Below are 13,081 nucleotides of genomic sequence, written 5' to 3' on the forward strand. Positions count from 1 at the left end.
TCTAACTCGACTGGCTCGTTCCTCGTCCCTCGTTCCTTCAACGCAGATCGGCAGTAGATAGCCGGTTCTCTCGAACACAGCCCTCTACCGCCGATACAGTCGCTTCACAGGAAGTTTTAGGTAATGCTACCCGCTGTGTTATTCAATCACAATACGACGAGTGGCATTGAGACCTGCACCTGTTAGGCGCAGAACATATATACCGGAGCTCAGTGTATGCGTATCGAATTCAGCTGGGGCCATTCGGCCATCAAGGGTTAGCTGTTGCTGACTTATCTGCCGGCCAAGCGCGTCATAAAGGCTCAAATTGGCTGTTTTTCCGTTGCCAGCACCTGCTAACTGCACTGTGAGGCTCTTGCCAATTGTTGCAGGATTTGGGAATACACTTAATGTCAAGCCCGCTAACTGCTCATCACGCGTGCCTTGCACAATACCCACCGTCAATGAGCGAGCCAGCACGTTGTTGGTTTCGTTGCTTTCCGCAATATCGTTTATGTGGTCGGCCGCAATTAGCACGTAATAGATACCAGACGCAGTATTGGCCGGAACAATAAACGAGGTACTCATTGGCTGCGAGCCGTTCGACCCTAGAAATCCAGCCTGAGAGTTGCCAAGGAAAGTGTCATTGGTGCTGAGTACCGCATCCGTTGAGAGATAATAGCCCGTAGCGCTCTGCGGAGCTGTGGTGTTGCCTTGGTTGTTCAGCGTGCAGTTAGCCGTAATAATACCGCCAGGCATCACCGCGCTGCTAGAGAGCGTTGCTTGACTAATCGTCAAATCGGGGAGTATCGGCGCCGTAACGAATAGGCTGGTGAACGTGACGTTGTTGGTTTCACTGATTTCCGTCACGTTATTCTGCGGGTCAGCGGCGTACAACAAATAATAGTAGCCTGTGGCTATTGAGCTTGGAATAGTTACTTGTCCGTTACGCGTAGCCGACTGGCCAGATGATAACGCACCGCCCGTTACGCTACCTAACGGTGTGTCGGAGGCATCTAAGGTCGTGTTGGTTGAAAAGTAATAACCTAACGCACTGCTAGTAGCCGTTACGCTTCCCTGGTTCCTAATTGAAGCGAAAAGCGTTAGGCTACTACCGGCCGTTGCGGAATTCGGGTTGCTTGCGGAAATCACGGGCACAAGATCGGGCAGTGCGGCTGGCACAATGCATGACACTGTTGCTTCAAATCCGCTATATACTACACTGAAATCAGTAGTGAATTGTAGTGTAAGTACACCACTACTGTTGGTTGCCGTGATAACGCCGGGATTCGTGACGTAAGTACCTATTATCGGTGACGAAGTATCCGGGCCATCATAAATAGTGAGACGGTCACAGCAAGTCTCTACGACAAACGAATTGAATACAAGTTGAATCTTGCTGCCCGCCGTACCAGGATTGATTACGAGACTACCAGAGGCGCCATTATTGTAAGCTCCGGTTCCGCCATGGTCATATACCGTCGTGTTGCACGTAGTAATTGTGGCTGTTCCTGAATAGGGCACCATTACCCCATTGAAGGGTGCCGTCACAGTAAAAGACAGCGCCACGAGGTTATTATTCTCGTTGGTTTCGCTCACCAAGGCTGTATGATCGGCTACAAACAGTATGTAATAGTTGCCGGGTGTTGTGCCAGTCGGAATGAAAAGATTGGCCGTGCGGCTGCTATAGTCATTGGCCGCCAGATAGTTTCCGTTTGCAGCACCTAACAGGACATCACTAGCGCTTAGCACATTATCAGTGGAAAGATAATACCCCACATTGCTACTCTGAGTGGCTGAGTTCCCTTGATTGTTGATAGTAACGAAGGCATTGAAGGGAATACCGGCCCCGGCTGAAGTTGGCGACAGGCTTGGCTGCGTTAAAACCAGATCCACACCAGGAGCTACAATGTTGAGCGTAGTGCTCGTAGCGTTGTTATTTTCGTTGGTTTCAATTACCAAGTTCTGGTAGTCAACCACAAAGAACACATAATAGGTACCAATAGCCGTACTCGCAGGAATGGTGATACTTCCTGAACGATAATTGGAGCTGTTGCCTGTAAGAGTACTACCAAATGTGCTACCCACCAATATATCATTAGAACTTAACGTATTATCAGCAGATAGGTAATATCCCACGCTAGACGAAGCAGCACTGCTATTGCCCTGGTTATAGACGTAGCTATTTGTAACAACACTGCTGCCTGGCACTGCAGAGCTATTGTTCAGATAAGGTTGTTGGACTAGTAGATCCACAGTGGGCGACATTACAGTAAGAACCACACTGCGGACGTTATTAGCCTCGTTTGTTTCCGTAACTGCGTTCAAGTGGTCAGCCGCAAACAGCACGTAGTAGGTACCTGCTGTAATCGTGTTGGGCAGGGTAAACTGCGGGTAGATAGTAGTCCCTTGGTTTGTCGTCAGCTGCGATACGGCATTAGCCACCAGCAATTGATCATTGGAACTCAACGTGGCGTCAGTGGAAAGATAAACGCCCGCGTTGCTCGTGTTAGCCGTTGTGTTGCCTTGGTTGAAGATGTAGGCGCTAGCGCTGATAAATGCCCCTGACAAAACAGAGCTCTGACTTAGCTGTGCCTCCTGCACCAACAAATCAACGCTCGGCGCCGACACGGTAATGGATACCGCCGCTACGTTGTTAGTCTCATTACTCTCAGCCACTACATTTTGATAATCCGCTGCGAACAAGATGTAATAATTGCCGGGTGTAAGTCCGGGGGTACGTTGGTTGTAGCACTACGGTATTGGTTGTAGCTAGGCGTCAGCTGCCCTCCAAACGAGGAAGTTAACAGCTGATCATTAGCATCAAGGGCTATATCTGTGGAGATGTAGTAGCCCACGCTACTGAAATTGGCGGGGGCATTGCCTTGGTTTGCTATCGTGCACGACAAGCTTAGAGAGTTACCTGGTGCCGTATTAGGCGTATTTACGTTGGTTTGCTGAACCACAAGATCAGTACTAGGCGGCACCACGTTCACCGAAATACTAGCAACGTTATTATTTTCATTGCTTTCGTTTACTAAGCCCAAGTAATCGGCTGCAAACAGCAGATAATAGCTGCCTGGCAGCGTAGCAGGAGGCACGGACAACGTAGCCGAGCGGTATGATGACTGATTACCACCTAACAGGCCGCCTGCCGACTTATCTAACAGTATATCGTTGGCACTCAACGTAGCGTCCGACGATAAATAATATCCCACACTACTAGTTTGAGCATTTGTCCCCGACAGGTTATAGACTGTACAGTTCACCGACAGAGAATTGCCAGGTACTATAGCTAATGGTTGTGCAGAAGCTCCCTGGATAGCTAAATCAGCCTGCGGAATGGAAGTAACGCAGGCAATGGTAGCCGCAAAACCGTTGTCCTGATAGACATTGTCGCTGGTGAAACGCAGCGTAAGTGTACCAGCGCTCGTAGTGGCATACACCATACCCGGGCTTTGCGAGTCGTAAACACCTATGAGAGGAGCCGCTGTATCGGAACCATCATAAATGTAAAGTCGGTCATAGTTCGTTTCTACGTGAAATGAGGTGAACTCAAGCCGGATTTTGTTGCCGGCTGTAGCAGGGGTTAATGTTACCGTACCATTAGCGCTGGCAGAGTAATTACCATTGGCCCCACCATCATCGTAGAGTGTTCCCCCACAAGTTGTAAAAGCAGCTGAACCTGCAATAGGTAATTGATACGTCTGAGACATGGCTGGTAACGCCAAAATCAACAGCAGCATTAAGTTTCCAAACGACAGTGATTGTCGTTTGAGTAATAAGTAGAGTTGGGCCATACAGTAATGGGAATAGATAAAAAATGAAAAAGCCAGCCCTACGCTCTTTTTTAAAAGCGGGCTGGCAACATGGATAAGCAAGAAAAGAGCGCTGGTTGGCGCGTAAAGCTAGTTTTCCTCTTGGTGAGGCACCAGGATAAATACGTCTTCACTAGGGCGTTTCATAATATATCGCTCGCGGGCAAATTTTTCTAATAACTCCGGGCTGCTAAGCAACTCGGCCCGCTCTTTTTTCACTGTCTCGATATTCTCTAAATAATAGTTACGCTCGGCCTGCAGTTCCTGCAGCTTAGCATACATATCGTATTGCTTTACGAAGTCGTTGGCATCAAACACCAGCATCCACACCAGAAAGCTAACGCCTACATAAAAGTAAAAGCTGCGTAGGAATCCTGGAATGCGCATAATGGTACTGCTGTTCAAGGCTCAAATATAGAATCAATTATTGTAGATTTACAAGATAGCAGCATTGTTTTATTTAATGCGTTTCCATCCAGCTATGCACCCATTTTCTTTCCTAAACGAAATAAAAATGGTCCTGTTGCTTCACAGCAGCAGGACCATTTTTGTAAAATAGACAAAGGTAGTCGCCGGTCTACATTTTGCGACCAGGGAAATAAGCGACTTCGCCTAGCTCCTCCTCAATGCGAAGCAACTGGTTGTATTTAGCCATACGGTCAGAACGCGAAGCCGAACCCGTCTTAATCTGGCCGGTGTTCAGCGCTACTGCTAAGTCGGCAATAGTATTGTCCTCTGTTTCGCCCGAGCGGTGGCTCATGATGCTCTTGTACCCATTGCGGCGGCCTAGGTTTACGGCATCAATAGTTTCGGTGAGCGTACCGATCTGGTTCACTTTAATAAGAATGGCATTGGCAATCTTCTCGTCAATACCGCGCTGCAAGCGGTTTACGTTGGTCACGAACAAGTCGTCGCCAACTAGCTGCGTAGTAGAGCCGATGCTGTCGGTTAGGGCTTTCCAGCCAGTCCAGTCGTCTTCGTCCATACCATCTTCAATGCTGATGATCGGGTACTTCTTGGTCCAGTCGGTCCAGTAAGCTACCATTTCTGAAGAAGTCAGCTTATCGCCGGTGCTTTTCTTGAAGTGGTAAACGCCGTCTTCGTAAAACTCGGAAACAGCTGCGTCCATAGCAATCATCACATCTTCGCCCGGACGGTACCCAGCCGTTTCGATGGCCTGAAGCACAATCTTAATGGCGTCTTCGTTTGATTTGATGTTAGGTGCGAATCCGCCTTCATCTCCTACGTTGGTGCTGAAGCCTTGTTTCTTCAGTACATTCTTGAGGTGGTGGAAAATCTCGGTGCCCCAACGCAGTGCTTCCGAGAACGAAGAGGCACCTACTGGCATGATCATGAATTCCTGAAAGTCGATGGAATTATCGGCGTGCGAACCACCATTCAAGATATTCATCATGGGTACTGGCAGCGTAGTAGCTCCTACCCCACCTACATAGCGGTAAAGCGGCATACCGGCCTCTTGTGCAGCAGCGCGGGCGATAGCCAGAGAAGCTCCCAAGATGGCGTTGGCACCCAGATTCGCCTTGTTCGGCGTACCATCTAGCTCCAGCATGATCTTGTCAAGCAAACCCTGCTCAAACACAGAAAAACCAATCAGTTCTTCCGCAATCTGGCTATTCACGTTCTCAACCGCTTTGAGCACGCCTTTACCCATATACATGCTCTTGTCATCGTCGCGCAATTCCACGGCTTCGTGCTTGCCGGTGCTAGCACCCGAAGGAACGGCCGCACGGCCTACAGTGCCACTATCTGTGGTCACGTCCACTTCCACAGTTGGGTTGCCGCGTGAATCAAAAATTTGACGGGCATGAATGGCGGTGATGATGCTCATACTAGAAAGAATAAGGTTGGAAAGTTGGTAAGCGCGAAACGAGTCGTCTTAAGAGCTCGACAATGCACATCGTTTGTGGCGACAAGGTAAGGAATTCAGAAAACAGCCGATTCAGTTTTACCACCTTTTGCCTTAATCCTTTGAGCTTGTTAATAAGAATAAGCTCAAGTCAAACAAAAAGGGACGTGCCAAATGGCACGTCCCTTTTCTTTTAGAAGTATTTGCTCAGACTACGAAGCAGACTCCTCGTCTTTCTTCTCGTCGCGAGTTTCGCCTTCTTTCAACGTATCTGTAGCAGTATCTTCTGGCGCAGACACCTCCGTTGTAGGAGCAGCCGCAACAGGAGCATCAGTTACTACTTCAGCTGATGATTGGCCTTCGCCAGCCGTAGCTGTTGTAGCCTTTTTCTTGCCGCGCGAACGACGAGTAGTAGTGGTGGCCTTCGCTTCGCCAGCGTTTTTAGCCTCCAGCAATGTCTCGTTGTAGTCTACTAGTTCGATAACGCACATCTCAGCATTATCCCCTAGGCGTGACTCGCTTAGCTTGATAATGCGAGTGTATCCACCAGGACGGTTAGCAATTTTAGCTGCTACGTCACCGAACAGTTCTTTTAGAGTTTCCTTGTTCTCCAATACTGAGAATACTGTACGACGCGAGTGAGTCGTATCATTCTTAGCCTTAGTGAGCAGGGGCTCTACAAATTGACGTAGAGCTTTGGCTTTAGCTACCGTAGTCGTCACACGCTTGTGCATGATCAGAGACGAAGCCATATTCGACAGCATAGCATTGCGGTGCGAAGCTGTGCGGCCGAGGTGGTTTATGGTTTTACCGTGACGCATAAAAAAGAGAAAAGTGTGGGCTTGCGAACGACGACCACGGCGGAAAGCAAGCTAATTGCACTGCTTTCTCATTAGAACCGTCGCCCCTTGGGCTCACTAATGAAAAAAATGAATGGGCAAAAAAAGGTGCTCTTCCCATAGGCGAAAGCCATAACGGGAAGAGCACCTATAAAAACTATTCTTCGTCGAGCTTATACTTGCTCAAATCCATGCCGAAGTTCAAGCCTTTCTCCTCTACGAGGTTTTCCAGCTCAGTCAACGACTTCTTACCGAAGTTGCGGAACTTCATCATGTCCGACATATCCAACTGTACTAGGTCACCAAGGGTTTTGATGTCGGCAGCCTTGAGACAGTTGTAAGCACGTACGCTCAGATCCATATCCGCCAATGGCGTCTTCAGAACTTTACGCATGTGCAACGTTTCTTCGTCAACAGTCTCCTCCTCTTCGGCCTTAGCCGTTTCAAAGGTCATGGTGCTGTCCGAGAACAACATGAAGTGTTGAATCAAAATGTTGGCAGCACCTTTCAGCGCTTCCTCCGGGTGAATAGAACCGTCGGTGTGAATCTCAATAAGGAGCTTCTCATAGTCGGTTTTCTGTTCTACACGAGTATTCTCAATACTATACTTCACGTTTTTGATAGGCGTGAAGATGGCATCGATAGCAATCTGCCCGAAGACTTGGTCAGCTGGTTTGTTCTCTTCTGCTGGCACATAACCACGGCCTTTCTGAATAGAGAACTCAAACTCTAGCTCTACCGAAGGATCAATGTGGCAAATCACGAGGTCCGTGTTCAAGACTTCGAAACCGTTGGTAAACTTGTTGATGTCACCAGCAGTAAACGTCTCCTGCCCTTTGATGCGAACGGTGATCTTATCCTCGATTGCATCACTGACCTTTTTGAAACGCACTTGCTTCAAATTGAGGATGATTTCGGACATGTCCTCAATCACACCTTCAATGGTCATGAACTCGTGCAGAACGCTGCTGGTGCGAACCGACGTGATGGCATAGCCCTCCAGCGACGACAGCAGGATACGGCGCAATGCGTTGCCGATCGTGACGCCGTAGCCTTTCTCCAGCGGTTTAAATTCAAACGTTCCGTAGAAGTCGTCGGATTTCTCCATTACCACCTTCTCCGGCATTTGAAAAGCTAAGATTGACATAATTGGGGCGGTTTTTAGTATTGAGTAATGGGTATTGAGTATTAAGGCTTCAAGAAGCTCTTAGTACCCACTACCCAATACTTGAATCCATTTAAAGAAAGTCGAAGTAAGAAACTGGCTTGCGTTAGCAAACCAACTTTCAAGATTACTTCGAATACAACTCGACAATAAGCTGCTCCGTAATCTTCTCCGGAATCAACTCACGCGAAGGAGCACTGATGAACTTACCAGCCATTTCCTTGCCGTCCCATTCCAACCACGAGAAAGCGCGAGCATTACGAGCACTTAAGCTGGTAGTAATAGCTTCCAGTGATTTCGACTTCTCACGTACTGCTACAATGTCACCAGCGCGGAGCTTGTAAGAAGCAATGTTCACGATTTCACCATTAACGGTAACGTGTTTGTGCAACACTAGCTGACGAGCAGCGCGACGCGTAGTAGCAATGCCTAAACGGTACACAGTGTTGTCGAGGCGTGACTCTAGCAAAGCCAGCAAGTTGTCACCGGTGATGCCGGGCATGGTAGCTGCTTTGTGGAATAGGTTCTCGAACTGCTTCTCGAGCACACCGTACATATATTTAACTTTCTGCTTCTCCATCAACTGGACAGCGTACTCGCTTTGTTTCTTACGACGACCACGGCCATGCTGGCCAGGAGGATACGCTTTCTTAGTGAGTGCCTTGCTTGGGCCAAAGATCGGCTCACCAAAGCGACGGGCAATCTTGGTTTTTGGACCGGTATAACGTGCCATTTCGGGGTTGTTGAGTTTTGAGGGGGTTGAACTGCGTGTGTCGGGCTTCTCAGATATGCCTTGTTGATTAGAAAAGGCGCATCAGAAACCCGACACCGAAGGCAAACACTGTTTGCCAGTTCAGATAATTATACGCGACGACGTTTGGGAGGACGGCAGCCATTGTGGGGCAGCGGCGTCACGTCCTTAATGGTCGTTACCTCAATACCCACGTTACCCAACGTACGGATAGCTGATTCACGGCCAGCGCCCGGACCTTTAACAAACACTTCGGCTTTGCGCATGCCCAAGTCATGAGCTACTTTACCACAATCGGTAGCAGCCATCTGAGCAGCGTAAGGCGTATTCTTTTTAGAGCCACGGAAGCCCATCTTGCCAGCAGATGCCCAAGAAATAACTTGGCCATTGTTATTAGTGATGGAAATGATGATGTTGTTGAACGAGGCCTTGATGTGTACTTGGCCTACTGGCTCAACAACGACAACGCGCTTTTTGGCTTTGTCTTTTCTTTTTTGTGCCATTTGGTTATCGCGAAAGTGCGCGGAAGGTGTTGACCTCTACCTGAGAATATCAAAGCAGAAGTCGATTCCCGCTATGGTTTATTTAGTAGCCTTTTTCTTGCCAGCAACGGTCTTGCGCTTGCCCTTGCGAGTACGCGAGTTGTTCTTGGTACGCTGACCACGAACAGGCAGACCTTTGCGGTGACGCAGACCACGGTAGCAACCGATGTCCATTAGGCGCTTGATGTTCAACTGCACTTCTGAGCGCAGTACACCTTCAGTCTTGAATTCAGCAGCAATCACGCCACGGATTTCACCAGCTTCAGCTTCAGTCCAGTCTTTCACCTTCTTGTTCAGGTCAACACCTGCTTTCGTAAGGATCTGCTGAGCAGAAGGACGGCCGATGCCGAAAATGTAGGTCAGCGCGATTTCACCGCGCTTGTTGTCTGGGATATCTACCCCTGCAATACGAGCCATGTGCTTTGTTGAAAAGTCTGGTGCTACTACCCTTGACGCTGCTTATAGCGTGGGTTCTTTTTGTTAATAACGTAGAGCTTGCCATTACGGCGAACGATTTTGCAATCGACACTACGCTTTTTGATGGACGTTTTGACTTTCATATCGTCGGTTATTTGTAACGGTACACAATTCGTCCCTTCGATAGATCGTAGGGTGACATTTCCAGCTTTACCTTATCTCCCGGCAAAATCTTGATGTAGTGCATCCGCATCTTACCCGAGATGTGGGCAATCAGTTGGTGACCATTCTCCAGTTCCACTCGAAACATGGCATTGGAAAGGGCTTCCAGGATGACTCCGTCTTGCTCAATGGAAGTTTGTTTGGCCATAAGGCTACTGTAAGGCTTTTTCTATGTAATCGAAGGAGGTAAGAATCTCCGCTTTATCTTTTCTTACAACTACGGTATGCTCAAAATGTGCTGAAGGTTTATGGTCCTTGGTCCGGATGGTCCAACCATCTTTCTCTTGCACTACATCCTTCTTTCCTAGATTCACCATTGGCTCGATAGCAAGAACTAGCCCTGTTTGTAGCTTAAGTCCTGAACCACGTTTGCCGTAATTAGGAACCTCAGGTCGTTCATGCAATTTCTTACCAATCCCGTGGCCGACAAGTTCCCTAACCACTCCATAACCTTGTTTTTCAACATGATTCTGGATAGCATAGCTAACGTCTCCCATCCGGCTACCCGCCACTGCCTGCTCAATACCGAGATACAATGACTTCTTGGTCTCTTCTAGAAGCCGTATTATTTCCGGCGCCACTTCCCCGACTGGATAAGTGTAAGCACTATCTGAGTGATACCCATTTAACAATACTCCGCAATCAACCGAAATGATATCACCACTTTTCAGTGTATGGTCACCCGGAAATCCGTGAACCACGACAGCATTAGGTGATATACAGAGACTGTAAGGGAAATCATTATAGCCTTTGAAAGAAGGCTGCCCACCATGGTCCCGAATGAATTCCTCCGCGCGTTGGTCAAGCTCTCGCGTCGTTATCCCTTCTTGGATCATGCCCGCAACTTCTCCGTGGGCCTGAGCTAATACTTTCGCACTAGCTCGGATGAGTTCTATTTCTTCTTCAGTCTTGTAAACAATCATGACTGATTAAGATGCCATTGCTATGTTTTGCGAACGGCCGCGCAACTTGCCCGTTTTCATCATGCCATCATAGTGACGCATCAACAAGTAACTCTCTACTTGATTGAGTGTATCTAACACGACCCCTACCATGATGATAAGCGACGTGCCGCCATAAAAGGCCGAGAAAGGGCGAGTCACGCCGGCTAGCAGAGCAAGCGACGGGAAAATAGCTATCAATGCTAATGCTACTGCACCAGGCAATGTAATATGAGTTAATACTTCATCAATGTACTCGGAGGTATCACGTCCTGGCTTCACACCAGGCACGAAACCACCACTTCGCTTCAAGTCATCAGCAATCTGGTTAGGATTGACGCTGATGGCCGTATAGAAGTAAGTGAAGACAATAATGAGAGTAGCAAAAACCAAGTTGTACTGCCACGATGTGTAATCCGAAAACTTCACACCAATATAGCTAGCAGTTTCGCTATCATTCTGCCAGACAGAGGCAAGGATGGCTGGCACGAACATCAACGACTGAGCAAAGATGATCGGCATCACACCAGCTGCATTCACCTTCATAGGAATGAACTGACGTTGCGCATTCAATTGAGCAGTGCTACCTACTTGCTTAGCATACTGCACCGGAATCCGGCGAACAGCTTGTGTCAGCACGATTACTGCCATTACTACTAAAAACAGAACAACTAGTTCAATTAAGAAAATCAATGAACCGCGCATGCCTTTAGCAGCCGCTTCACCGATAATGGCACCTGGCAGTCGTGATACAATCCCGATCATTATGATCATAGAAATACCGTTACCAATACCTTTATCCGTGATTTTTTCACCTAGCCACATACAAAACAGCGTACCAGCAGTGATTATCAGCATCGTAGTGATGGTGAAGAACGTACCAGGGCTGATAATGGCGTCAGCATTGATAGTGGCAATGAAGCCTACCGACTGCGCCATCACAATTGGGATGGTGAGAATACGTGTATACTGATTGATCTTCTTACGACCCGACTCCCCTTCTTTTTGAAGCTTTTGGAAATATGGTACTGCTATCGTGAGCAATTGCAACACAATAGAAGCCGAGATGTAAGGCATAATGCCCAAGGCAAAGATGGAAGCATTACTGAATGCACCGCCGAGCAGTGTATCCAAAATACCAAACACCCCTGATGCACCACCCGTCTTTAGACGAGTTGCATCGACGCCCGGTAGCACCACGAAAGAACCTAACCGGTATATGGCAATGAAGAAAAGCGTATTGAAGATCCGCATACGCAGATCTTCAATCGCAAAAATGTTCTTGATCGTAGTGATGAACTTGTTCATTGCCAGTCTTGCTTTACAGCGTCACAGCTTTACCCCCGGCCTTCTCAATAGCTTCAATAGCTGACTTCGAAAAAGCGTGAGCGTGAACTTCTAGTGCCTTGGTGATTTCGCCGCGGCCTAGTACTTTGATTTTAGCACTCTTTGAAGCCAAACCAGCTGACACAAAGAAGGCGCTGTCAAGTGTAGTGGTAGTACCGTTTTCAGTTAATCCAGCTAATACATCTAGATTAACAGCTTTGTACTCAATCCGGTTAATGTTCTTGAAACCGAACTTAGGCACGCGGCGCTGCAACGGCATCTGGCCACCTTCGAAGCCCGACTTTTTGGAATAGCCCGAACGGGACTTTTGGCCTTTGTGACCGCGCGTCGAAGTGCCGCCACGGCCGGAACCCGTACCACGGCCAAGACGCTTATTGTTGCGCGTTGAGCCTTCGGCGGGTTGGAGATTACTGAGATTCATGGTCGGGATATCCTAGAGTGCGGTTACTTCCAACAGGTGCTGCACTGCAGCTACCATACCAGCTACCTGAGGAGTATTTTCAACCTCCTTAGTGCTGCCGATTTTACCAAGGCCAAGGGCCTTAATCGTGCGCTTCTGACGCTCAGGGCGATCAATAACGCTCTTGACGAGTTTAATCTGAATCTGCGCCATTGTTTATTAACCGTTAAAAACTTGGGCGAGAGTGATGCCACGAGCCTGAGCAATTTGCATCGGGTCGCGCATTTTCAGCAGAGCATCGAAAGTAGCCTTTACCACGTTGTGGGGGTTCGACGAACCTTTAGACTTAGCTAGTACATCTTTGATACCAGCGCTTTCAAACACAGCACGCATAGCACCACCTGCAATTACGCCGGTACCAGCAGCAGCTGGCTGTACCAATACGAAACCACCAGAGTACTTGCCTTCCATTACGTGAGGCACAGTGTGCTTATAAAGAGGCACGCGCACTAAGTTTTTCTTCGCGTCGTCAATGCCTTTAGCAATGGCGTCGGTTACTTCGTTGGCTTTACCAAGGCCATAGCCCACAGTACCATTGCCGTCACCTACTACTACGATAGCGGAGAAACTGAAGCGACGACCGCCTTTCACTACTTTAGCTACGCGGTTGATAGCTACTACCTTCTCTTTCAGATCAGATTCGCCGGCACGGGGAGCTTGTTGCTCACGATTGCCACCACGTTCACGGTTTTGGCCTTGGCCGCCGCGGTTGTTGTTGTCTTGGGCCATATTC

At 48.3% G+C, this 13,081-nt stretch carries 16 protein-coding genes; all 16 read right to left on the minus strand.

Annotated elements, in window-relative coordinates; genetic code table 11:
- Positions 1–138 precede the first annotated feature (138 nt).
- Positions 139–2,685: a CARDB domain-containing protein gene (locus MUN86_RS19205; protein ID WP_375379443.1), complete on the minus strand. Its 2,547-nt coding sequence runs from the start codon at positions 2,683–2,685 to the stop codon at positions 139–141.
- A complete protein-coding gene (locus MUN86_RS19210; protein WP_245119649.1) occupies positions 2,658–3,695 on the minus strand; it encodes a CUB domain-containing protein in 1,038 nt (345 codons plus the stop codon). Before MUN86_RS19210 ends, MUN86_RS19205 begins: the two co-directional genes overlap by 28 nt.
- Positions 3,696–3,887: 192 nt before the next feature.
- The gene (locus MUN86_RS19215; protein ID WP_245119650.1) at positions 3,888–4,184 is read right to left on the minus strand and encodes an FtsB family cell division protein; all 297 of its coding nucleotides are present in this window, start codon (positions 4,182–4,184) and stop codon (positions 3,888–3,890) included.
- A 190-nt stretch (positions 4,185–4,374) separates the two neighbouring features.
- On the minus strand, positions 4,375–5,646 hold the full coding sequence (gene eno, locus MUN86_RS19220; RefSeq protein WP_245119651.1) for a phosphopyruvate hydratase: 1,272 nt from the start codon (positions 5,644–5,646) through the stop codon (positions 4,375–4,377).
- A gap of 230 nt (positions 5,647–5,876) precedes the next feature.
- Positions 5,877–6,485 carry a 50S ribosomal protein L17 gene (gene rplQ, locus MUN86_RS19225; RefSeq protein WP_245119652.1) on the minus strand — a complete coding sequence of 203 codons (609 nt, stop codon included), beginning with the start codon at positions 6,483–6,485 and terminating at the stop codon, positions 5,877–5,879.
- 175 nt (positions 6,486–6,660) lie between these two features.
- Positions 6,661–7,650 (minus strand): DNA-directed RNA polymerase subunit alpha, encoded by a 990-nt coding sequence (locus MUN86_RS19230; RefSeq protein ID WP_243797568.1) that lies wholly within the window; start codon positions 7,648–7,650, stop codon positions 6,661–6,663.
- 145 nt (positions 7,651–7,795) lie between these two features.
- Complete coding sequence (gene rpsD, locus MUN86_RS19235; RefSeq protein ID WP_022822150.1) at positions 7,796–8,401, minus strand: 30S ribosomal protein S4; 606 nt, start codon at positions 8,399–8,401, stop codon at positions 7,796–7,798.
- Positions 8,402–8,529: 128 nt separating this feature from the next.
- Positions 8,530–8,922 (minus strand): 30S ribosomal protein S11, encoded by a 393-nt coding sequence (gene rpsK, locus MUN86_RS19240; RefSeq protein ID WP_022822149.1) that lies wholly within the window; start codon positions 8,920–8,922, stop codon positions 8,530–8,532.
- Positions 8,923–9,000: 78 nt separating this feature from the next.
- Positions 9,001–9,378 (minus strand): 30S ribosomal protein S13, encoded by a 378-nt coding sequence (gene rpsM / locus MUN86_RS19245; RefSeq protein WP_022822148.1) that lies wholly within the window; start codon positions 9,376–9,378, stop codon positions 9,001–9,003.
- A gap of 26 nt (positions 9,379–9,404) precedes the next feature.
- Complete coding sequence (rpmJ, locus tag MUN86_RS19250) at positions 9,405–9,521, minus strand: 50S ribosomal protein L36 (RefSeq protein ID WP_022822147.1); 117 nt, start codon at positions 9,519–9,521, stop codon at positions 9,405–9,407.
- An 8-nt stretch (positions 9,522–9,529) separates the two neighbouring features.
- Complete coding sequence (gene infA, locus MUN86_RS19255; protein ID WP_022822146.1) at positions 9,530–9,748, minus strand: translation initiation factor IF-1; 219 nt, start codon at positions 9,746–9,748, stop codon at positions 9,530–9,532.
- Positions 9,749–9,752: 4 nt separating this feature from the next.
- Positions 9,753–10,523 carry a type I methionyl aminopeptidase gene (gene map, locus MUN86_RS19260; protein ID WP_245119653.1) on the minus strand — a complete coding sequence of 257 codons (771 nt, stop codon included), beginning with the start codon at positions 10,521–10,523 and terminating at the stop codon, positions 9,753–9,755.
- Positions 10,524–10,529: 6 nt separating this feature from the next.
- The gene (gene secY / locus MUN86_RS19265; protein WP_245119654.1) at positions 10,530–11,849 is read right to left on the minus strand and encodes a preprotein translocase subunit SecY; all 1,320 of its coding nucleotides are present in this window, start codon (positions 11,847–11,849) and stop codon (positions 10,530–10,532) included.
- A 13-nt stretch (positions 11,850–11,862) separates the two neighbouring features.
- Entirely contained in the window at positions 11,863–12,309 is a 447-nt protein-coding gene (gene rplO / locus MUN86_RS19270) for a 50S ribosomal protein L15 (RefSeq protein WP_245119655.1), read from the minus strand.
- Between the two features lie 12 nt (positions 12,310–12,321).
- A complete protein-coding gene (gene rpmD / locus MUN86_RS19275) occupies positions 12,322–12,501 on the minus strand; it encodes a 50S ribosomal protein L30 (protein WP_022822142.1) in 180 nt (59 codons plus the stop codon).
- Positions 12,502–12,507: 6 nt separating this feature from the next.
- Positions 12,508–13,077 carry a 30S ribosomal protein S5 gene (rpsE, locus tag MUN86_RS19280; RefSeq protein WP_243797577.1) on the minus strand — a complete coding sequence of 190 codons (570 nt, stop codon included), beginning with the start codon at positions 13,075–13,077 and terminating at the stop codon, positions 12,508–12,510.
- Between the last annotated feature and the right edge of the window lie 4 nt (positions 13,078–13,081).

Source organism: Hymenobacter volaticus (assembly GCF_022921055.1).
Taxonomy (GTDB): Bacteria; Bacteroidota; Bacteroidia; order Cytophagales; family Hymenobacteraceae; genus Hymenobacter; species Hymenobacter volaticus.

Coding starts and splice junctions, on each gene's coding strand:
- rplO (WP_245119655.1), bottom strand. CDS start 12,309: ATGAATCTCAGTAATCTCCAACCCGCCGAAGGCTCAACGCGCAACAAT.
- rpsK (WP_022822149.1), bottom strand. CDS start 8,922: ATGGCACAAAAAAGAAAAGACAAAGCCAAAAAGCGCGTTGTCGTTGTT.
- eno (WP_245119651.1), bottom strand. CDS start 5,646: ATGAGCATCATCACCGCCATTCATGCCCGTCAAATTTTTGATTCACGC.
- secY (WP_245119654.1), bottom strand. CDS start 11,849: ATGAACAAGTTCATCACTACGATCAAGAACATTTTTGCGATTGAAGAT.
- rpmJ (WP_022822147.1), bottom strand. CDS start 9,521: ATGAAAGTCAAAACGTCCATCAAAAAGCGTAGTGTCGATTGCAAAATC.
- MUN86_RS19210 (WP_245119649.1), bottom strand. CDS start 3,695: ATGTCTCAGACGTATCAATTACCTATTGCAGGTTCAGCTGCTTTTACA.
- rpsM (WP_022822148.1), bottom strand. CDS start 9,378: ATGGCTCGTATTGCAGGGGTAGATATCCCAGACAACAAGCGCGGTGAA.
- rpsE (WP_243797577.1), bottom strand. CDS start 13,077: ATGGCCCAAGACAACAACAACCGCGGCGGCCAAGGCCAAAACCGTGAA.
- rpmD (WP_022822142.1), bottom strand. CDS start 12,501: ATGGCGCAGATTCAGATTAAACTCGTCAAGAGCGTTATTGATCGCCCT.
- rpsD (WP_022822150.1), bottom strand. CDS start 8,401: ATGGCACGTTATACCGGTCCAAAAACCAAGATTGCCCGTCGCTTTGGT.
- MUN86_RS19215 (WP_245119650.1), bottom strand. CDS start 4,184: ATGCGCATTCCAGGATTCCTACGCAGCTTTTACTTTTATGTAGGCGTT.
- infA (WP_022822146.1), bottom strand. CDS start 9,748: ATGGCCAAACAAACTTCCATTGAGCAAGACGGAGTCATCCTGGAAGCC.
- map (WP_245119653.1), bottom strand. CDS start 10,523: ATGATTGTTTACAAGACTGAAGAAGAAATAGAACTCATCCGAGCTAGT.
- MUN86_RS19230 (WP_243797568.1), bottom strand. CDS start 7,650: ATGTCAATCTTAGCTTTTCAAATGCCGGAGAAGGTGGTAATGGAGAAA.
- rplQ (WP_245119652.1), bottom strand. CDS start 6,485: ATGCGTCACGGTAAAACCATAAACCACCTCGGCCGCACAGCTTCGCAC.